The sequence below is a fragment of the Streptomyces sp. NPDC048196 genome (assembly GCF_040652715.1).
Lineage (GTDB): Bacteria > Actinomycetota > Actinomycetes > Streptomycetales > Streptomycetaceae > Streptomyces > Streptomyces siderophoricus.
This window is the reverse complement of the sequence record NZ_JBEZMM010000022.1, coordinates 43,039-63,691: the sequence shown is the minus strand read 5'-3', so window position 1 is coordinate 63,691 and position 20,653 is coordinate 43,039. Positions and strand designations below refer to the sequence as shown.

Here is a 20,653-nt window from a genome sequence, read left to right as displayed (position 1 = left end):
GTCGGGTCAGGGAGGCCGGGTCAGGGCGGGCCGGTCCCGTCCACGCCCACGGCCGGTTCGCCGCCCGCCGCCAGCCGCCGGACGGCGGCCATCGGCACGGACAGCCAGTCGGGACGGTGCCGGGCCTCGTAGAGCACCTCGTAGACCGCCTTGTCGGTCTCGTAGGCCCGCATCAGCTCGGGCGCGGAGCGCGGATCGAGCCCGCCGGCCTCGGCGTAGCCCAGGCAGTACGCGGCCCGGGTGCGCCGGGCCCACTCCAGCGCCCAGGGGTCCGCGCCGGCCGGCCCGCTGCGCGCCGCGTAGTCGAAGGACCGCAGCATCGCCGCGACGTCCCGCACCGCGGGCTGCAGCTTGCGCCGCTCGGCCAGCGGGCGGGCCGGTTCGCCCTCGAAGTCGATCAGCGACCAGCGGCCCTCGTCGGCGGAGCGCAGCGTCTGGCCCAGGTGCAGATCGCCGTGGATGCGCTGGGCGGCCCAGCTGCGGCCGTCGTGCCCGACGGCGGCCAGCGCGTCGAAGGCGGTGCGCAGCCGCGCGCGGTAGGGCTGGAGCACGGGGACGGCCCGGGCGGTGGCCTCCAGCCGCTCGATCATCTGCGCCGCGATCAGGTCGAGCTGCGGGCGGCGCAGCTCGGTGGTCGGCAGCGTCTGGGCCAGCGCGGTGTGCACCTCCGCGGTCGCGTGCCCGAGCGCCCGGGCCGAGCCGGTGAAGTCGGCGCGGACGGCCAGCGCGTTGAGCGCCAGCTGCCAGCCGTCCGCCGAGCGGGGCAGGAACGGCTGGAGCACGCCCAGCGTGGTCGCCTCGCCGTTCTCCTCGGCGACCGCCGACTCGAACCACGCGGCCGGCGCCGGCACCCGGGCGCACTTGGCGTCCGCCAGTGCCCGGGGCAGTTCCAGATCGGGGTTGATGCCCGGCTCGACCCGCCGGAAGACCTTCAGGATGAACGAATCCCCGTACACGATCGAGGAGTTGGACTGCTCGACGGCGATCGGCCGGGCCGGCAGGCCGGAGGGGATGTCCGCGTCGGGTTCGCGGCAGAACCGCAGGCCCCCCAGTCGCCCGGGGATCCGCAGCCGTTCCAGCAGCAGCCCGCAGAGCCGGTTGTCCAGCAGCGCGTCGTAGACCACCCGGCCGCGCAGCGGGCCGCCGCCGGGCCGGCCGATCACCGCCGGTGCCAGCTGGGGCGGCGGCGCCGGATGCACCCCGAGCAGCAGCTGGTAGCGGTCCCCGCCGGCCGGGGTGCGGCTCGGCGGGGAGCTCTGCTGGGCCCGGACCAGCAGCTGCAGCAGACCGGGCGAGGTCCCGTCGCCGGTGCACGGCAGCAGCTCGGTCGCGGACAGCAGGGAGAAGCCGGTGAGCAGCCGTCCCTTGCCGGCGAACCAGCGCTGGCGGGGAACCCATTCGGCGAGCAGTGGTGCCAGTGAGGAGAGCAGATCGGGGGCGGTGACGAGCGGACGGTGGTCAGGGGTGTTACGGGTGGCACGGGTCGGGGCGGTGTCCGACATGGCGTCGCGTCCTTTCCCCGGGCACACGACAGGTAGGGCAAAGTGTCCCGGAATACGGCCTTCACTGTGCGGTGGCGCGGTGGCGGTACCCCCGGACGGAGGGTGTGAAGATCCTCCCGGCGGGGGTGTCGGGATCGCGGCAGCGGTCGTGCCGGTGCGCGTGTCCGCTGCGCGGCGGTCCCCCTCGAACCGGGGACCACCGAGGGCTCACCCGGCCCGTGCGGTAGTAAGGAGACTGCCCGAGCGAAAGGTCAAAAAACGCCCGTACGCGGTATACGGCCGCGTACGGGCGGGGTGCTCGGTGCCCGTGCCCGGTCAGGGCCGGGGCACTAGGTGGCGTTTCTGCGCAGCCGGAACCAGTAGAAGCCGTGGCCCGCGAGGGTGAGCAGGTACGGAAGTTCCCCGATGGCCGGGAAACGGACGCCGCCGATGAGTTCCACCGGATGGCGGCCGCTGAACGCCCGCAGGTCCAGCTCGGTCGGCTGGGCGAAGCGGGAGAAGTTGTGGACGCACAGCACCAGGTCGTCGTCCGCGCCGCCGGTGCCCTTCGAGGCCCGCAGGAAGGCCAGCACCGCCGGGTTGGTGGAGGACAGCTCGGTGTAGCTGCCGAGGCCGAATGCCGGGTTCTGCTTGCGGATCTCGATCATCCGGCGGGTCCAGTGCAGCAGCGAGGACGGCGAACTCATCGCGGCCTCGACGTTGGTGACCTGGTAGCCGTAGACCGGGTCCATGATGGTCGGCAGGAACAGCCGGCCCGGGTCGCAGGAGGAGAACCCGGCGTTGCGGTCCGGGGTCCACTGCATCGGGGTGCGGACCGCGTCGCGGTCGCCGAGCCAGATGTTGTCGCCCATGCCGATCTCGTCGCCGTAGTAGAGGATCGGCGAACCGGGCAGCGACAGCAGCAGGGCGGTGAACAGCTCGATCTGGTTGCGGTCGTTGTCGAGCAGCGGGGCCAGCCGGCGGCGGATGCCGATGTTGGCCCGCATCCGCGGGTCCTTGGCGTACTCCGCGTACATGTAGTCCCGCTCTTCGTCCGTGACCATTTCGAGGGTCAGCTCGTCGTGGTTGCGCAGGAAGATGCCCCACTGGCAGCCGGACGGGATCGCCGGGGTCTTGGCGAGGATTTCCGAGACCGGATAGCGCGATTCGCGGCGCACCGCCATGAAGATGCGCGGCATGACCGGGAAATGGAACGCCATATGGCATTCGTCGCCGCCGACCCCGTAATCACCGAAGTAGTCGACGACGTCCTCCGGCCACTGATTGGCCTCGGCCAGCAGCACGGTGTCCGGATAGTGCTTGTCGATCTCGGTGCGGACCCGCTTGAGGAAGGCGTGCGAGGCGGGCAGGTTCTCGCAGTTGGTGCCCTCCTCGGCGTAGAGGTACGGCACCGCGTCGAGCCGGAAGCCGTCGATGCCCAGGTCCAGCCAGAAGCGCAGGGCGGAGATCATCTCCTCCTGGACCGCCGGGTTCTCGTAATTGAGGTCCGGCTGGTGGGAGAAGAAACGGTGCCAGTAGTACTGCTTGCGGACCGGATCGAAGGTCCAGTTGGAGGCCTCGGTGTCGACGAAGATGATCCGGGCGTCGGCGTACTGCTTGTCGTCGTCCGCCCAGACGTAATAGTCGCCGTAGGGGCCGTTCGGGTCGTTGCGTGATTCCTGGAACCACGGGTGCTGGTCGCTGGTGTGGTTCATCACCATGTCGATGATGACCCGCATGCCGCGGTGGTGTGCGGCGTCCACGAATTCCACGAAGTCCGCCAGATCGCCGAATTCGGGGAGCACCGCGGTGTAGTCGGCGACGTCGTAACCACCGTCCCGCAGCGGCGATTTGAAGAACGGGGGCAGCCAGAGGCAGTCCACCCCCAGCCACTGCAGGTAGTCGAGCTTCGCGGTGAGGCCCTTGAGGTCACCGATGCCGTCGCCGTTGCTGTCCTGGAACGAGCGCACCAGGACTTCGTAGAAGACGGCCCGTTTGAACCAGTCGGGATCGCGGTCCTTGGCCGGGGTGTCCTCGAACGTGTCGGGGACAGGCTCATTGACGATCAATTGGGTGACCCTCCGATCGGTGAGGACGGTCGCAGCGACAGCACATGGGCGGGCGCGAGCGAGCGGCCCGGCTCCAGGCGCACATAGTTGTCCCTGCCCCAGTGGTAGGTATCGCCGGTGAGCTCGTCGCGCACCGGGAAGGACTCGTGCCGGCCGAGGCCGAGTTCCGGCATGTCCAACGACACCGTCGCCTCGTGGGTGTGGTGCGGGTCGAGGTTGACCACCGTGAGCACCGTGTCCGTCCCGGCGCCGTGGCCCGCGCGCTTGGAGAACGCGAGCACGGCGTCGTTGTCCACGGGATGGAAGTGCAGATTGCGGAGCTGCTGCAGGGCAGGGTGCCGGCGGCGGATGCGGTTCAGGGCGGTGATCAGCGGGGCGATGGTACGCCCCTGCTTCGCCGCCGCGTCCCAGTCGCGCGGCCTGAGTTGGTACTTCTCCGAGTCGAGGTACTCCTCGCTGCCGGGGCGTACCGGGGTCGACTCGCAGAGCTCGTATCCGGCGTAGACGCCCCAGGTGGGGGACAGGGTGGCGGCCAGCACGGCACGGATCTCGAAGGCGGGGCGGCCGCCCTCCTGGAGGTAGGCGTTGAGGATGTCCGGGGTGTTGACGAAGAAGTTGGGCCGCAGATAGGCGGCGGACCCGCCGGACAGCTCGGTGAGGTACTCGGTCAGCTCCTGCTTGGTGTTGCGCCAGGTGAAGTACGTGTACGACTGCTGGAAGCCGATCTGGGCGAGGGTGTGCACCATCGCGGGGCGGGTGAACGCCTCGGCGAGGAAGAGCACGTCCGGATCGGTGCGGTTGATGTCGCCGATGACCTTCTCCCAGAAGGCCACCGGTTTGGTGTGCGGATTGTCCACCCGGAAGATCCGTACGCCCTTGCCCATCCAGAAGCGCAGCAGCCGCTCGGTCTCGCGGACCAGCCCGCGGAAGTCGGCGTCGAAGGCGAGCGGATAGATGTCCTGGTACTTCTTCGGCGGGTTCTCGGCGTACGCGATCGAGCCGTCGGAGCGGTGGTGGAACCACTGCGGGTGCAGGGTGACCCAGGGGTGGTCCGGGGAGCACTGCAGCGCGAAGTCCAGGGCGACCTCCATCCGCAGGTCGCGGGCGGTGCGCACGAAGTGCTCGAAGTCCTCGAAGGTGCCCAGGTCGGGGTGGAGCGCGTCGTGCCCGCCGGCCGCCGAGCCGATCGCCCAGGGGGAGCCGACGTCGTCCGGGCCGGCCGACAGGGCATTGTTGGGGCCCTTGCGGAAGGACGTGCCGATGGGGTGGACGGGCGGGAGGTAGACGACGTCGAAGCCCATGGCGGCCACCGCCGGGAGGCGTTCGGCGGCGGTGCGCAGGGTGCCGCTGACGGCCGTGCCGTTCGGGGTGACCTTGGCGCCCTCGGAGCGCGGGAAGAGTTCGTACCACGAGCCGTACAGGGCCCGGCGGCGCTCGACGACCAGCGGCATCGGGCGCGAGACGGTGAGCAGTTCGCGCAGCGGGTGGCGGCCCAGGGCCTCGACGACCTGCGGGGCGAGCGCGGCGGCGAGCCGGGTGGCGGCGGGCAGCTTCGGGTCGCGCAGGGCGTCCACGGCGGCCAGCACCGCCTCCCGGCCGTCGCTCTTGGGGACGTCGGCGGCCGCCCGCTCGTGCAGCTCGGCGCCCTCGGCGAGGACCAGCTCGGTGTCGATGCCCGCCGGGATCTTGACGGCGGCGTGCTTGCGCCAGGTGGCCAGCGGGTCCGACCAGGCCTCGACGGTGAAGGTCCAGCGGCCCTCGATGTCCGGGGTGACCTCGGCGCTCCAGCGGTCGGTGCCGGGCGCCCGTTCCTGCATCGGTGTCCAGGGTCCGCAGCGGCCGGCGGGATTGCGCAGCACCACATTGGCCGCGACCGCGTCATGGCCTTCGCGGAAGACCGTGGCCGAGACCTCGAAGGTCTCGCCCACCACGGCCTTCGCCGGGCGGCGGCCGCAATCGATCTGCGGGCGGATGTCCAGAACAGGGATGCGACCGATCATGGGCTCACCTGGGGGCTTGTGACGCTTTGCGGGGTTTTGTCCTTTGTATCCGCTCCACGGGAAGGGGACCGGGTGCGGGCGTGGGGCTCCTGTCCGCTTCACCCGGCTGGCGGAGAACACGGCCGGCCGGGGCGTACTCGATGAGCCTTCCCTCGACCGGCGGACATGAACTCGGGCGGAATGTGAACGTCTGGTACGTCACCAGGGGCCCGGTGCGGCCTCGCGGACACCCGGCCACCTCGGTGCGGACGGCTGCGGAGCTGGGCGGACACGATCGGCGTTCGCCTCCTCAACTCAGGTGTGATCACAGCGGAGTTGCGGTGTGCGGAAGTACCGGTGTCGCGCCGCGGCCGGTCGGCGCCACACCGCAGCCTCTCTCCAGGAGGGATCTCGTACAAGGGCGCCTGAGGGGGTGGAATCGGCCATATCGGGAAACGCGCGGGTAGGGAGGTGCGTGTGGCCCGCGGGGCTCCTCAACTCCCTTGACACGTAAGGGCGTTGGCGCTCCGTGCGCGGTGTGGTCGTCGCCCGGGACACCCGGATGGGGGAGTGGTGGGCTGCCGGGTGTCAGCGGTCCCGGCGGTGGGCCACGGCCTTCCTGACCAGACGGCCCTCGGCGAAGCACAGCTCGTAGGCCGCTGTGGTGTCGGGGTCGATGCCGTAGTACGTGCAGGACCAGCCGTGGGGCGGCGCGGGGGTGCCCTCCGGGGGGACGTCCAGGTGGAAGAACGGCACCAGGTCGTCCACCTGTGTGCGCGGCATGCCCGGGCGCAGCCGGTCGTAGCTCGCCCGGTCCAGGATCGTCCACTCGGTGCTGACCAGGGCGAAGGCGCCCATCAGCACCAGCAGTGCGGCGGTCACCGCGAGCGGGACGGTCACCGTCTGGCGCAGCCGCCGCCGCACCTGGCGCCGGGCCCGGTCCAACTCCCGGGCGGCGGCGGTCGGTTGGGGTGCGGCGTCGGAACCGGTGAGCGGGCCGCCGGTGAGGGGGAGCCGGGCGGCGACGGTGAAGCCGTCGTCGGGGGTCGGGCCGCTGTGCAGGGTGCCGCCCGCCAGCCGTACCCGCTCGTCCAGGCCGACCAGTCCGCTGCCGCCGGAGACCGCCGCCGGGGCGGGGCCGGGCGGCGGCGCGGCGTTGGTGACGGTGACCCGAAGCTGCCCCTCCGCCCGCTCGATCCGCACCCGGACGGCCGCGCCCGGGGCGTGCTTGGCGGCGTTGGTGAGCGCCTCCTGGACGAGCCGGTGCACGGCGGGTCCGGTCATGCCGGGCAGGCCGGCCGCCCCGGCCTGTTCCGCGCCGGCCCGTTCCGTCCCGTCCGGTTGCTCCGGCCCGCCCGGCCGTTCCGCTCCGTCGGGCCATTCCGCTCGGTCGGGCCGCTCGGCCTCGTCGGGCTGCTCCAGTGTCACCGTCAGCCCCGACGCCCGGGCGCGTGCCACCAGCTCCGGCACGCTCTCGTCCGCGGACCGCCGGGGCGCGCCCTCGTCGTCCGTCCGCAGCACGCCGATGATCTCCCGCAGCCGCTCGGTCGCCGCACCGGCCGCCGCCCGCAGCTCACCGGCCGCCGCCCGGCGGTCCGCGGCCAGTTCCGGGTCCAGCTCCAGCGCGCCGGCCCGCAGCGCGATCAGCGCCAGCTCGTGGCCGAGCGAGTCGTGCATGTCGCCGGCGATCCTGGTCCGTTCGCGCAGCCGGGTGCGGTCGGCCACCGCCTGCTGCTCGCGCTCCATCCGGTCGGCCAACTGCCAGCCGGTGCGGACGAGTTGGGCGTACTGGCGGCGGTAGCGGCCCAGCAGCCAGGGCAGCACCACGTTCAGCAGCAGCGTCATCAGGAAGGTGAACCACGGCCACAGGGTGCGGGCGGCCAGCGCGCACACCGGTACGCCGGCCAGCGCGACGCCGGTGAAGAACCACAGCGCGGGCCGGGCCCGGGCCACCCGCACCCCGGCGAGATGACCGAGCACGGCCAGGGCGAGGAAGTACGCACCGGTGAACAGCTGCACCGACAGCACCAGGCTCGGCACGACCGGCACCGCGACCGCCACCAGCGGTGCCCGCCGGCGGACGAGCACGGCCAGCGCGAGCAGCGGGAAGCCGGCCAGGGTCGCCCAGCGCTGTGGCCCTGAGAGGCCGTCGAGGACGTAGAGCAGCGGCGGTACGCACAGCAGCAGCCACAGTGCGAGGCCGGGGAGCCGGGCGCGCAGCCGTCCCGCGTCCGTGCGCCGCGTCCAGGACCGCGGTGCGGCCCGGGACGGCAGATGTCTCACGAGGTGGGGACCAGGCCGGCCTCGTAGGCGAGGACTGCGGCCTGGACGCGGTTCTTGACGCCCAGCCGGGCGAGGGCCGCGCTGACGTACGCCTTGACGGTGCCCTCGACCAGGAAGAGCCGCCGGGCGATCTCCGCGTTGGACAGCCCGGCGCCGACCAGTCCGAGCACCTCGCGTTCGCGTGGGGTCAGCTCGGCGACCCGGGCCCGGGCGGCCGTACCGCGGCCCAACTGCCCCTGTGCCATATGGGAGATGACCCGCCGGGCGACGGACGGGGCGAGGCAGGCGCCGCCCGCCGCGACGGCCCGGACCCCGGCGATGAGCTCCCGCGGATCGCCGGTCTTGAGCAGGAAGCCGGCGGCGCCCGCGCCGAGCGCGCCGGCGATGTGGTCGTCCTCCGAGAAGGTGGTCAGCATGACCACCGCGGTCCCGGGGAGGGCGGTGGCGAGTTCGGCGGCCGCGGCCAGGCCGTCCAGGCGCGGCATGCGGATGTCGAGGAGGCAGACGTCGGGGCGGTGCCGCAGCGCGAGGTCGACCGCCGCGCGGCCGTCGCCGGCCTCCGCGACCACCTCGATGCCGGGCGCGGTGGCGAGGATCGCGCGCACCCCGGCCCGCAGCAGGGCCTCGTCGTCGGCCAGCAGCACCCTGATCGTCTCGTCCATCCGGACCCCCGTTCCGCCCCGTTGCGCGCGCCGATCGCCCCGGGACGCGCGAAGGCGGTGTCCGGAGGGTCTCCGGACACCGCCCGCTTCGGGGTCACGTTACCCCGGGCCGATCAGTGCGCATCGGCCGGTCGCGTCACTTGACGGCGACGCCGGTCCAGGCCGCCTCGACGCCCTTGACCTCGGGGCTGTCGGCCTTGTACAGGTCGGTGGCCGCCTTGATGGTCGCCTCGCGGGCCGCCTTGTAGTCGGTGTTCGAGGTCATGTACTCGGTCAGGGCCTTGAACCAGATCTTCTCGGCCTTGTCCCGGCCGATGCCCTCGACCTTCTTGCCGTCCGCCGTCGGGCTGTCGTACTTGACGCCACCGATCTCCTTCGGGCCGCTGCCCTCGGACAGCAGGTAGAAGAAGTGGTTGGCGACGCCCGAGGAGTAGTGCGGGTCGAGGTTGCCGGTGTTGGAGTCCCAGTTGTCCTTCGACTGGCCGTCCTTGGACGGCTTGTCCATGTAGCGCAGCGGGGTGCCGTCACCGTTGATGTCGATCTTCTCGCCGATGAGGTAGTCGCCCGGGTCCTTGTCGTTCTTGGCGTAGAACTCGACCGAGGTGCCGAAGATGTCCGAGGTGCCCTCGTTGAGGCCGCCGGACTCACCGCTGTAGGTGAGGTTGGCGGTGGCGGAGGTGACACCGTGCGACATCTCGTGCGCCGCGACGTCGATGGCGGTGAGCGGCTTCTTGTTGCCCTCGCCGTCGCCGTACGTCATGCAGAAGCAGCTGTCGTCCCAGAAGGCGTTGACGTAGCTGTTGCCGTAGTGGACGCGGGACGAGGCACCCTTGCCGTCGCCCTTGATGCCGCTGCGGCCGTGCACGGTCTTGTAGTAGTCCCAGGTCAGGGCCGCACCGTAGTGGGCGTCGACGGCCGCGGTCTGCGGGTCGTCGGGCTTGCCGGTGCCCCAGGCGTCGTCGTCGTCCGTGAAGGCCTTGCCGTCACCGGACTCGCTGTTCCCCAGGTTGGAGGTCTTGTGGCCACCGCGACCGTCGTCGGTCAGGGTGAAGCCGCTGCCCTCCTTCTTGGTGCCCAGCTCGACGCTGCCGCTGTACTCGCTCTCGCCCTTGCCGGTGTGGATCTCGTCGTACTGGAAGAGCTTCTTGCCGGTGTTGGCGTCGGTGATGACGTGCAGCCGGCTGGGGGTGCCGTCCTTCTGGACGCCCTTGACGACGGTGTCGTAGGCCAGGACCGGCGAACCGGAGGCGGCCCAGACGACCTTCTTCGGGGTCTGCGCGGTGGCGGCCTTCTTGGCGGCGAGCGACTTCACCGCGGTGCCCTGGGCCGACTTCGCGGCGGCCTGGGGGGCGATCCTGGCGGTGGTGGAGGCCACCTTGATGCTCTTCTGCGTCGACTTGGTGGTCGACTTGATCGCGCCGCCCTTGGCGGTGTGCACGACCAGGTCACCGCCCAGCACCGGAAGTCCGGCGAAGGTGCGGTCGTAACGGGTGTGGGTGGTGCCGTCGGCGTCCTTGATGACGTCCTTGACGACCAGCTTCTCCTGACCGCCGAGGCCGAGGGCCTTCGCGGTCTGCGCCTTGGTGCCGTCCGCGTCGCGCAGGAGTTCCGCGCGGTGCGAGGCGCTGAGCTGGAGGGGGGAGGCGTCCTTGTGGGGGGCCGGGGCCGGCGAGGCGCCGGCCGTACCGACGGTGATGCCCGCCGCCAGCAGGGCGGCGGCCGCAAGGGCGCCACCGGTCACACGGGTCTTGCGGGATATGTGGGGGGCCACGCGTGCTCCTTCAACTTTGCCAAGTGGTGGGGGTGCAAAGCGATGCGGGTGTGACTCGCGTCCGGAACACTGCCAGCTGAACGCGAGCATGTCAGGAGCCTGTTCACAGGTTGGCCGAAAATCGTCCGCACTGAGGTGATCGGTGTCCGCATAACGGAGGCGGGCGCCGCCCCCGGATTACCGGGGACGACGCCCAATTTCCCTGCTCACCAGGTCAGTTGCCCGTCTTCCCGGCGACCGGCCCGGCTATGTCACACCAAGGTGACGGCTGAGTGCTCTCGCCGGATCAGAACGTCAGCTTCCAGCCGTTGATGTAACCGGAGTCCTGCGAGTAGACGTCCTGGACGCGCAGCTTCCAGGTGCCGCTCGCCGCCTTCGAGGAGGCGTTGACGGTGTACGTGGTGTTCACGTTCGCCGCGGAGTCGTACGGGTTGGAGTTCTTCAGCCGGTAGGCCGTGCCGTCCGGGGCGATCAGGTCGATGACCAGGTCACCGCGGTAGGTGTGGACGATGTCCACGCCGACCTTCAGCGTGCTGGAGGCGTTGCCGCTGCGGCTGACGCTGATCGGCGAGGTGACCGCCGCGCCCGCGTCCGGGATCTGCACATCGGCGGAGTTCTCGAAGACGTTGCCGCCGCCGGTCGCGTTGACCGTCCAGGTGAAGGAGGTGGTTCCGGTCTTCTTCGCGGAGTCGGTGACCGTCACCGTCACGTTGGACGTGCCGGCCGTGGTCGGCGTCCCGGAGATCAGACCGGTGCTCGCGTTGATGGACAGCCCGGAGGGCAGCCCGCTCGCCGCGTACGACAGCGCGCCCGCGGTGCCGCTGGTGGCCTTGATCTGCAGGCTCGCGGCCTGGCCGACGGTGCTGGTCTGGTTGCCCGGGTTGGTGACGGTGACCCCGCCGCCGTCCGGGACACGGGAGCCGACGTTGACCGCCGCCCAGGTGTTGGCGACCGTGTTGTACGAGGCGCTGCCCTGGCCGAACAGGTCAGCGGCCGCCTTCAGCGTGGCGGTGCGGGCGTCCGCGTAGTTGGTGGTGGCGGTCATGTACTGGCTGAGCGCCTTGAACCACACCTTCTCGGCGTTGGCCCGGCCGATGCCCGGCACCGGAAGGTTGTCGAAGGTCGGGCTGTCGTAGTGGACGCCGCCGATGTCCTTCGGGCCGCTGCCCTCGGAGAGCAGGTAGAAGAAGTGGTTGGCGACGCCGGACGAGTAGTGCACGTCCTTGTTGCCGACGCCGCTCGACCAGTAGTCCGCGGAGGCGCCGTCCTTGCTGGGCTTGTCCATGTAGCGCAGCGGGGTGCCGTCGCCGTTGATGTCGATCTTCTCGCCGATGAGGTAGTCACCGGGGTCGGCCGGGTTGTTGGCGTAGAACTCCACGGCCGTGCCGAAGATGTCCGAGGTGGCCTCGTTCAGACCGCCGGACTCGCCGCTGTAGTTGAGGCCCGCGGTGTTCGAGGTGACGCCGTGCGACATCTCGTGGCCCGCCACGTCGAGGGCGGTCAGCGGGGCCGCGTTGCCGCTGCCGTCGCCGTAGGTCATGCAGAAGCAGCCGTCGTCCCAGAACGCGTTGACGTAGCTGTTGCCGTAGTGAACGCGGGAGTAGGCGCCCACGCCGTCGCCCTTGATGCCGCTGCGGCCGTGCACGTTCTTGTAGTAGTCCCAGGTCTCCTGGGCGCCGTAGGCGGCGTCCACGCCCGCGGTCTGGGTGTTCTGCGGCGTACCGTCGCCCCAGGTGTCGTCCGCGTCGGTGAACAGCGTCCCGGTGCCGGACGACCCGTGCTTGAGGTCGTAGGTCTTGTGGTTGCCGCGGGTGGAGTCGGTCATCGAGAAGTTCGGCGCCGAACCCGACGTGCCGATGGTGACCTTGCCGCTGTACTCGCTGTTGCCGATACCGGTCTCGATGCCCTGGTAGCGGTAGATCTCGGCGCCGGTGGTGGCGTCCGTGACGACGTGCAGCTGGTTGGGCGTGCCGTCGTCCTGCAGCCCGCCGACCACGGTCTCGAAGGCCAGCCGCGGCTTGCCGTCGGCGACCCAGATCACCTTGCGGGGCGCCTTTGCCGGAGCGGTCTTCTTCGACCCGAGGGTCTTCGCCGCGGAGACGGCCTTCGCGGCGGCCGCGGCCGGAGTGATCTTGGCGGTGGTGCTCGCGACCTTCAGCTGCGAACGGACGGCCTTGGTGACGCCCTTGAGCGTGCCGCCCTTGCTCTCGTGCACGACGAGGTCGCCGCCGAGCACCGGCAGTCCGGCGTAGGTGCGCTCGTAGCGCGTGTGGACCGTGCCGTTGGCGTCCTTCGAGACGTCCTTGACGACCAGCTTCTCCTTGGCGCCGAGCTTGAGCTCGCGGGCCGTCTTGGCGGTGGTGGCGCCGGCCGCCCGTATCAGCTCCGCACGCTGGGACGGGGACAGCTTGGCCGGCAGTGCGCCCGGATCGGGTACGGCGTGCGCGGTGCCGGGCCGCGGGGCGGCCGCCGTGCCGGTGCCGGCCTGGACTCCGACGGCCAGCATCGCGGTGACGGCGACCAGTGCGCCGGTCGCGACGGCGCGTCCATGGGGGGTGCGTCTCACACTGACTCCTTCTGCGGTGGCCGCTACGTGACGGTGCGGCCGAGGGGGACCGGGCGACCCAACGGCCGTCCGGGCAGATCGAGGCAGAACACTTGGAGCGTGTGGGGGGAGACGTACGCAAGAGGTGCGACGTACTGGTGGAACGGATCGTGCAGGGGAAGCCCGCTGCCGCATGGCGTGGTGCTGTGGGGACCGTGCGGCGACTGCGGGGAAGAGTCCCACCACGGCTGGCTGGTTGTCAGGGTCCGTTCAAGTAATTGGCCGGAAAACGTCCGTTGCGCGAAATCGACGTCCGGAATCCGGACGAGGGGTGATCGCCGTCACGGCCGCCCCCCGTGCCAGGAGCGCCAGAGCGCCGCATACGCACCACCGGCCGCCACCAGCTCGTCGTGGGTGCCGAGTTCGGCCAGCCGGCCGGCCTCCATGACGGCGACCCGGTCCGCGTCGTGCGCGGTGTGCAGCCGGTGCGCGACGGCGATGACCGTACGGCCCGCGAGCACGGCGGCCAGCGCCCGCTCGGTGTGCCGCGCGGTACGCGGATCGAGCAGCGCCGTCGCCTCGTCCAGGATCACCGTGTGCGGGTCGGCCAACACCACCCGGGCCAGCGCCAGTTGCTGGGACTGCGCGCCGTCGAGGCGGTGACCGCCCGGACCCAGCTCGGTGTCCAGGCCGGCCGGCAGCTCCCCGGCCCAGCCGGCCCCGACGGCCGCCAGCGCGGCCCGCAGCTCGCCGTCCCCGGCACCGGGCGCGGCCAGCCGGAGGTTGTCGCGGACGCTGCCCAGGAACACGTGGTGCTCCTGGGTGACCAGGACCACGTGCTGCCGCAGCACCTCCGGATCCAGCCCGGCGACCGGCACCCCGCCGACCGTCACCGACCCGCGGCGCGGCGCCTCGATGCCGGCCAGCAGCCGCCCCAGCGTGGACTTCCCGGCCCCGGAGGGACCCACCAGCGCCAGCCGTTCACCGGGGCGGACGGTGAGGGTGACGCCGTGCAGGACGTCCCCGGCACCCCGGTCCGCCGCCCCGGCCGGCCCGTCACCGCCGGTGGGGTAGGCGTAGTGCACGCCACGGACCTCGATCCGGTCCCCGGCGGGCACCGGACCGGCGCCGGCGACCGCCTCCCGGGCGTCCGGCACCGTCCCCAGCCCCTCGACGCGGGCGAACGCCGCACCGCTGCTCTGCAGTTGCTCCAGCCACAGCAGAACCGTGTCCAGCGGCTCGGACAGCTGCCGCAAATACAGCGCCGCGGCGACCACCGCGCCCAGCCCGACACCGTCCCGCCCCACCAGGGCCCCGCCGGCCAGCAGCACACCGGCCACCGGCAGGACATGGCCGACATCCACGGCGGGCAGCAGCACACTGCGCAGGAACAGCGTCCGCAGCCGCGTGCGGCGGCACTCCTCGATCGCCCGCTCGCCCGCCGCCCACCGGCGCTCCTGCAGGCCCAGCGCCTCCACGGTCCGGGCTCCCGCGGCGGTGGCGGCCAGCAGCTCGGCCAGTTCCGAGGTCGCCGCGCCCTCCGCGAGGTACGCCCGGTGCGCCCGGCGCAGATACCAGCGGACCGCCAGCAGTCCGCCCAGCAGCCCCAGCGTGCACAGCCCGAGCAGCGGAGCGACCACCACCACGGCACCGAGCAGGAACAGCGCCTGGACGGCCGCGACCGAGACCTCCGGCGCGGCGTCCCGCAGCGTCCGCCCGACCGACGTGACGTCCGTCGTGCCGCGGGCCGTCAGATCGCCGGTCCCGGCCCGCTCCACGACCGCGGCCGGCAGCGCCAGCGCCCGGTCGACGTAACCCTCCCGGATCCGCGCCGCGGCCCGTTCCCCGAAGCGGTGGCCGACGTACCGGGCCTGCCGTGCCAGCAGCAACTGGGCCACCGCGCACACCAGGATGACCAGCGCCAGCCGGTCCACCGCCGCCACCCCGCCGCCGTCCCGGACCGTGTCCACGATCCGCCCCAGCAACCACGGACCGGCCAGCCCGGCGCCGGCCGCCAGCGCGTTCAGCACCAGCATCAGCGCGAATGCCCGGCCGTCCCGGCGCACCAGCCGCAGCGCGGCCCGCCGGGTCGCGGCCGGCCCGGCCACGGGAAGCCCGTGCGCGCCGGGTGAGGTGGTGTGTGCCGCCGATGACGTCATGACGCGGCCCCTCCGTCCTGGTCCTCGTGCGCTTCCCCGTCGTCTTCCTCTGCCTCTGCCTCTCCCTCGTCCTCGTCGCGGGCCACCAGACGGCGGTACGCGGGGACGTCGTCGAGGAGTTGGCGGTGCCGGCCGACCGCGCTGACCTTGCCGTCGACGAGGAAGCACACCACGTCGGCCTGATCGAGCAGCAGCGGGGAGGCGGTGGTGACGACCGTCGTACGGCCCGTGCGGGCGGCGTGCAGCCGGGCCGCGACCGCCGCCTCGGTATGGGCGTCCACGGCCGAGGTCGGCTCGACCGCGAGCAGCACCTCCGGGTCGGCCAGCAGGGCCCGTACCAGGCGCAGCCGCTGCCGCTGCCCGCCGGAGAGGTTGCGGCCCTGCGCCGCGACCGGCGAGTCCAGCCCGGCCGGCAGCGCCCGGACGATGTCCTCGGCCAGGGCCGTGTGCAGGGCCCGGCCGATCGCCGCGTCGGTACGGTCCCGGCGTCCGCTCACCACCTCGCGCAGGGTGCCGGCGAACAGGTCCGCCTCGTTGTCCGCGACCAGGATGCGGGTCCGGACCCGGGTCAGCGGGATCTCGTCCAGCCGGACCGCGCCCCAGGCCGCCGCGGAGTCGGCGAACCGGCCCAGGCGGTCGACCACCGCCGCCGATTCGGCCGGCCGGCCGGCGACCAGCGCGGTCAGCAGCCCGGGCACCACCTCGACGCCCGACTCCGGATCCCGCAGCACGGCCACCCGCTCGGGCCCGGCCGACCGCCGCGGCGGTACGGTCCCGCCGTCCGCTGCCACGGCATCCGCGGCGCTGGTGACGTCCCCGGAATCCGCCGTGTCCGCCCGTAGTTGCAGGAACCGTACGACCCGCCGGGCGGCGACCAGGCCGCGGGTGAGGTCGTAGCCGCCCTCGATGAAGGCCGACACCGGCACCACCAAGGCCGCCGTATAGCCGTAGACCGCCACCAACTCGCCGGTGGTGAGGTCGCCCTGGGCCGCCATCCGGGCCGCGAGCCAGGTGACGGCGGCCAGGAACAGGATCGGCAGACCCACTCCGAGCGCCTGGATCCAGCTCGTCACCGCACCGACCCGGTAGCCCTCGCGGCACAGCTCCTGCGACGCGCGCCGGTAGCGGCCCGCGAACACCTCCTTGCCGCCCAGCCCGCCGAGCACCCGCAACCCGCCCACCAGATCGCCCAGTTGGGCCGCCAGTCCGCTCTGCCGCTCGCGGTAGTGGGTCTCCGCGCCCTGCAGCCGTCCCAGCAGCGGTCCGACCGCCACCGCCAGCAGCGGTACGCCCAGCAGCACCACGGCGGCGAGCAGCGGCGAGACGGCCAGCAGCAGTACGGCGACGACGCCGTACGCCAGCACCCCGCCGACGCCCGGCCCGGTCATCGTCAGGGTCTGGCTGATCACCGCGACGTCGCCGATCCCGATGGTGACGACCTCCCCGGCCGTCACCTGCCGGGGCAGCGCCGCGCCCAGCCGCAGGGTCTGCGCCATGACCGCCCGGACCGTACGGAACGTGGCGTCCATCCGGATCCTGGTCATCGTGCGGTGCCGCATCATGCCCAGCCAGGCGTTCAGCCCGCCGACGGCCAGCAGCACCGCCACCCAGCCCGCCAGCGCCGCGGTCCGCCCCGGTGCCAGCCCCTCGTCGATCGCCCGGGAGAGCACGTACGGCGGCACCATCAGCCCCGCGTTCCACAGGCTCCCGTACGCCGCCCCCGCCGCCACCCGCCCACGCTGGCTCGCCACCAGCCACCACAGATAACGCCCCGCACTCCGCGGCGCGTCCGCCGGCTGCTTCATCCCGTACGTCCCCCCGTCCGTCCGCGCGCGGCCGCCCGCGCCGCGCCGCCTACCCCACGCTGTCCCGCCACGCCCGGTGCAGGGCGGCGAACCGGCCGCGGTCCTTGATGAGCCGGTCCGGCGGGCCGTCCTCGACGATCCGGCCGTCGGCCATGACCAGGACCCGGTCGGCGATCTCGACGGTGGACAGGCGGTGGGCGATGACCACGGCCGTACGGCCTTGCAGGACAGTGTCCATGGCGCGCTGGACCGCGCGTTCACCGGGGATGTCCAGGGAGCTGGTCGCCTCGTCGAGGATGAGCACGGCCGGGTCGGCGAGCAGTGCCCGGGCGAAGCCGACGAGTTGGCGCTGGCCGGCGGATATCCGGCCGCCGCGCTTGCGCACGTCGGTGTCGTAGCCGTCCGGCAGGGCGGTGATGAAGTCATGGGCACCGATGGCCTTCGCGGCGCTCTCGATCTCCGCGCGGGTGGCGTCCGGCCGACCGAGGGCGATGTTGTCGGCGACCGTGCCGGAGAACAGGAACGCCTCCTGGGTGACCATCACGACGGCGCGGCGCAGCTCCGCCGCGGACAGCTCGCGCAGATCGACGCCGTCGAGCAGGACCCGGCCCTCGGTGGGGTCGTAGAAGCGGGCCAGCAGCTTGGCGAGGGTGGACTTGCCGGCGCCGGTGGCGCCCACCACGGCGACGGTCGAACCCGCCGCGAGGGTCAGGTCGAAGCGGGGCAGCACCTCGCCGCCGGTCCGGTAGGCGAAGCGGACCCCGCGGAACGCCACCTCGCGGCCCGGCCGGCCGGACGCGACGGCCGGCAGCCCGGCGGGGGCGGACGGTTCCGGGACCGACGGGCGCTGGGCGAGCAGACCGGCGATCTTCTGCAGCGAAGCGGCGGCGCTCTCATAGGCGTTGAGGAACATGCCGAGGCGGTCGATGGGGTCGTAGAGCCGGCGCAGATAGAGCACCGCGGCCGCCAGCACGCCGAGCGCCAGTCCGCCCGTGGCGACGCGGTAGGCGCCCCACAGGACGATCGCGGCGATCGCGACGTTGGCGGCCAGGCGGGAGAGGACCACATAGCGGGCCATCTCCAGCAACGCGTCGCCGTTGACCCTCTCGTGGCGGTGGTTGAGCCGGGCGAAGGCCGCGTCGTTGGACCGCTCGCGGCGGAACGCCTGCACCGGGCGGATGCCGTTGAGGGTCTCGGTGACCTGCACGATGACGCCCGCCATCGCCGTCGACTTGGCGCTGTAGACCCGGTGGGAGCGGCGGCGGTACGAGCGCACCTGGAGCGCCAGCGGGGCGGCGGAGACGAGTGCGGCCACGCCGAAGCCCGGGTCCAGGAAGAGCAGGGTCACGGTGATGTAGACCGACGACAGGGCGATGGTGATCAGTTCCTGGATGCCCTCGTCGAGGAGTTCGCGCAGCGACTCGACGTCGGTGGTGGCCCGGGATATCAGCCGGCCGGACGTATAGCGCTCGTGGAAGTCCAGGCCGAGCGCCTGGCCGTGCCGGAAGATCCGGCCCCGCAGGTCCAGCAGCACGTCCTGGCTGACCAGGGCGGACACCCGGATGAAGCCCCACTGCAGCCCGCCGGACGCCGCGGCGCACAGACCGGCCACGACCGCCACGGCGACCAGCGGCCCGTGGTCGTGCGCGCGCAGCGCCGGCACCGCCCGGTCCAGTGCGTAGGCGACCAGCAGCGGACCGGCCTGCACGGCTGCCTGCTGGAGGAGCAGCAGTACGGCGACCAGGCCGACGCGGCGGCGGTGCGGCGCCAATAAGGAGGCGAGGAGTGCCCGGGCGGCGTTCCCGGGCGCGGGCAGCCGGTCCCGTTCGAAGGCGTCGTCGGCCTCCGGCGGCTGCCCCGGGGAGCGGGCCGGGTCGGCGGGGGGCTGCTGGGCCGCTCCGGGGCCGGGCTCGGGGCCGGGCTCGGGGGCGTCGGAGGGGCGGCCGGTCGTGGTGGTGGTCATCGGGCGGCCTCTTCCTCGCCGGACATCAGCGCGGCGTATTCGGCGTGGTCCCGGAGGAGTTGGTGGTGGGTGCCGACGGCGGTGATCCGGCCGCCGGAGAGCAGCGCCACCCGGTCGGCGAGCAGGACCGTGGACGGGCGGTGGGCGACGACCAGGGCCGTGGTCGTCGCCAGGACCTGCCGCAGCGCCGCCTCCACCAGGGCCTCCGTGTGCACGTCGAGGGCGGACAGCGGATCGTCGAGGATCAGGAAGCGGGGCCGGCCGACCACCGCGCGGGCCAGCGCCAGCCGCTGCCGCTGTCCGCCGGACAGGCTCAGGCCCTGTTCGCCGACCGGGGTCGCGCCGCCCTGCGGCAGCGCGTCGACGAACCCGTCGGCCTGTGCCACCCGCAACGCCCGCCGCAGATCGGCCTCCTGTGCGTCGGCCGCGCCCATCAGGACGTTCTCCGCCGCGGTCGCGGAGAACAGCGTGGGCTCCTCGAAGGCCACCGCGACCAGCGAACGGACCTCGTCGCGGCCGATCGTCGCCAGATCGCGGCCGTCGAGGGTGATCCGGCCCGCGGTCGGGTCGTACAGCCGCGGCACCAGCGCCGTGAGCGTGGTCTTCCCGCTGCCGGTCGCGCCGACCAGGGCCATCGTCTCGCCGGGGCGGATGTGCAGGGTGACGTCCTGGAGGGTGGGCGGGGCGTCCGGCGGGGCATCGGGATAGTGGAACCCGACCCCGGAGAAGACCAGACCGCCGGGGACCGGCCGGGCCCGGTCCCCGCTCGACCGCTCGCCGCCGGCCGGCGGTGCGCCGCTCACCTCCGGCCCGCCCGCCTCCGGCGCGTCGCTCACCTCCGGCCCGCCCGCCTCCGGCGCGTCGCTCACCTCCGGCTCGTCCATCACCTCGAAGTACCGGTCGGTGGCGGTGGCCGCCTCGTTGCTCATGGCCAGCAGGAAACCGATCGACTCCACCGGCCAGCGCAGCGCCAGCGCCGTCGACAGGAACGCGACGAGCGTGCCCGCGGACAGCGCGCCGTCGGCCACCTGGACCGCGCCGAGCACCAGGGCGGCGCCGAGCGCACATTCCGGGAGGGTGGTGTTCAGCCCCCATATCCAGGCCAGCAGCCGCGCCTTGCGCAGCTCGGAGGCGCGCAGCCGGCCGGTCAGCTCCTTGAAGGCCCGGGCCTGGCTGCGGTGGCGCCCGAAGCCCTTGATGATCCGGATGCCGAGCACCGACTCCTCGACCACGGTGGTCAGATCGCCGATCTGGTCCTGGACGACGCGGGCCGCCCGCCCGTACTTCGCCTCGAAGACCGAGCACAGCACCAGCAGCGGCAGCAGCGGCGACAGCAGCACCAGCCCCAGCGACCAGCGCTGGGCCACCAGCAGCACCCCGCCCACCAGGATGGTCACGCCGTTGACCAGCAGGAACGTCAGGGGGAAGGTGAGGAACATGCGCAGCATCTGCAGATCGGTGGTGCCCCGCGACAGCAGCTGGCCCGACGGCCAGCGGTCGTGGAAGGCGACCGGCAGCCGCTGCAGCCGGCGGTACAGCGCCGCGCGCATCGCCGCCTCCACCCCGGACAACGGGCGCGCCACCAGCCAGCGCCGGAACCCGAACAGCAGCGCCTCGGCGAGCCCGAGCAGCAGCAGGTATCCGCCGCCCAGCCACACCCCGTCCGGGTCACCCGCCGCGATCGGCCCGTCCACCAGCCACTTGAGCACCAGCGGGATGACGAGGCTGAGGCACGAGGCCACCACCGCCACGAACGCGGCCGTGAACAGCCTTGCCCGCACCGGGCGCACGAACGGCCACAGGCGCAACAGCGAGCGCACCGCGGAGGGTTGGGGCACCTCGGGCAAGGACGTCGGGTCGGTCGGGTTCGTCGCGTACGTGGTATCGGCCATCACTCGCGAGCGTAAGGCGCACCACTGACATCGCTCAGCCGGAT

The 20,653-nt window shown here is 72.7% G+C and carries 11 protein-coding genes; all 11 read right to left on the bottom strand.

Features of this window, described 5'->3' with window-relative positions:
- Positions 1-20: 20 nt before the first annotated feature.
- The 11 genes from AB0E02_RS21805 to AB0E02_RS21755 all read right to left on the bottom strand — a co-directional run bounded on the left by AB0E02_RS21805 (position 21) and on the right by AB0E02_RS21755 (position 20,609).
- Entirely contained in the window at positions 21-1,502 is a 1,482-nt protein-coding gene (locus AB0E02_RS21805) for a maltokinase (RefSeq protein WP_362141752.1), read from the bottom strand.
- A 329-nt stretch (positions 1,503-1,831) separates the two neighbouring features.
- Complete coding sequence (gene treS / locus AB0E02_RS21800; protein ID WP_362141750.1) at positions 1,832-3,550, bottom strand: maltose alpha-D-glucosyltransferase; 1,719 nt, start codon at positions 3,548-3,550, stop codon at positions 1,832-1,834.
- Positions 3,547-5,550, bottom strand: coding sequence for an alpha-1,4-glucan--maltose-1-phosphate maltosyltransferase (locus AB0E02_RS21795; protein WP_362141748.1), 2,004 nt, complete (start codon positions 5,548-5,550; stop codon positions 3,547-3,549). Before AB0E02_RS21795 ends, treS begins: the two co-directional genes overlap by 4 nt.
- Before the next feature lie 567 nt (positions 5,551-6,117).
- Entirely contained in the window at positions 6,118-7,812 is a 1,695-nt protein-coding gene (locus tag AB0E02_RS21790) for a histidine kinase (protein WP_362141746.1), read from the bottom strand.
- Positions 7,809-8,474: a response regulator transcription factor gene (locus tag AB0E02_RS21785; RefSeq protein WP_362141745.1), complete on the bottom strand. Its 666-nt coding sequence runs from the start codon at positions 8,472-8,474 to the stop codon at positions 7,809-7,811. Before AB0E02_RS21785 ends, AB0E02_RS21790 begins: the two co-directional genes overlap by 4 nt.
- 136 nt (positions 8,475-8,610) lie before the next feature.
- Positions 8,611-10,245 (bottom strand): M4 family metallopeptidase, encoded by a 1,635-nt coding sequence (locus tag AB0E02_RS21780; protein WP_362141743.1) that lies wholly within the window; start codon positions 10,243-10,245, stop codon positions 8,611-8,613.
- 286 nt (positions 10,246-10,531) lie between these two features.
- Positions 10,532-12,811 carry a M4 family metallopeptidase gene (locus tag AB0E02_RS21775; protein WP_362141742.1) on the bottom strand — a complete coding sequence of 760 codons (2,280 nt, stop codon included), beginning with the start codon at positions 12,809-12,811 and terminating at the stop codon, positions 10,532-10,534.
- A 320-nt stretch (positions 12,812-13,131) separates the two neighbouring features.
- The gene (locus AB0E02_RS21770) at positions 13,132-14,949 is read right to left on the bottom strand and encodes an ABC transporter ATP-binding protein (RefSeq protein ID WP_362141740.1); all 1,818 of its coding nucleotides are present in this window, start codon (positions 14,947-14,949) and stop codon (positions 13,132-13,134) included.
- A complete protein-coding gene (locus AB0E02_RS21765) occupies positions 14,946-16,754 on the bottom strand; it encodes an ABC transporter ATP-binding protein (RefSeq protein WP_362141738.1) in 1,809 nt (602 codons plus the stop codon). The genes AB0E02_RS21770 and AB0E02_RS21765 overlap by 4 nt, the downstream gene beginning before the upstream one ends.
- A gap of 49 nt (positions 16,755-16,803) precedes the next feature.
- Positions 16,804-18,717, bottom strand: coding sequence for an ABC transporter ATP-binding protein (locus AB0E02_RS21760; protein ID WP_362141736.1), 1,914 nt, complete (start codon positions 18,715-18,717; stop codon positions 16,804-16,806).
- Complete coding sequence (locus AB0E02_RS21755; protein ID WP_362141734.1) at positions 18,714-20,609, bottom strand: ABC transporter ATP-binding protein; 1,896 nt, start codon at positions 20,607-20,609, stop codon at positions 18,714-18,716. Before AB0E02_RS21755 ends, AB0E02_RS21760 begins: the two co-directional genes overlap by 4 nt.
- Positions 20,610-20,653: the final 44 nt, after the last annotated feature.

Excerpts from the sequence above, each read along its gene's own strand:
- AB0E02_RS21795 (WP_362141748.1), bottom strand. The coding sequence starts at position 5,550 with ATGATCGGTCGCATCCCTGTTCTGGACATCCGCCCGCAGATCGATTGC.
- AB0E02_RS21805 (WP_362141752.1), bottom strand. The coding sequence starts at position 1,502 with ATGTCGGACACCGCCCCGACCCGTGCCACCCGTAACACCCCTGACCAC.
- AB0E02_RS21760 (WP_362141736.1), bottom strand. The coding sequence starts at position 18,717 with ATGACCACCACCACGACCGGCCGCCCCTCCGACGCCCCCGAGCCCGGC.
- AB0E02_RS21785 (WP_362141745.1), bottom strand. The coding sequence starts at position 8,474 with ATGGACGAGACGATCAGGGTGCTGCTGGCCGACGACGAGGCCCTGCTG.
- AB0E02_RS21755 (WP_362141734.1), bottom strand. The coding sequence starts at position 20,609 with ATGGCCGATACCACGTACGCGACGAACCCGACCGACCCGACGTCCTTG.
- AB0E02_RS21770 (WP_362141740.1), bottom strand. The coding sequence starts at position 14,949 with ATGACGTCATCGGCGGCACACACCACCTCACCCGGCGCGCACGGGCTT.
- AB0E02_RS21765 (WP_362141738.1), bottom strand. The coding sequence starts at position 16,754 with ATGAAGCAGCCGGCGGACGCGCCGCGGAGTGCGGGGCGTTATCTGTGG.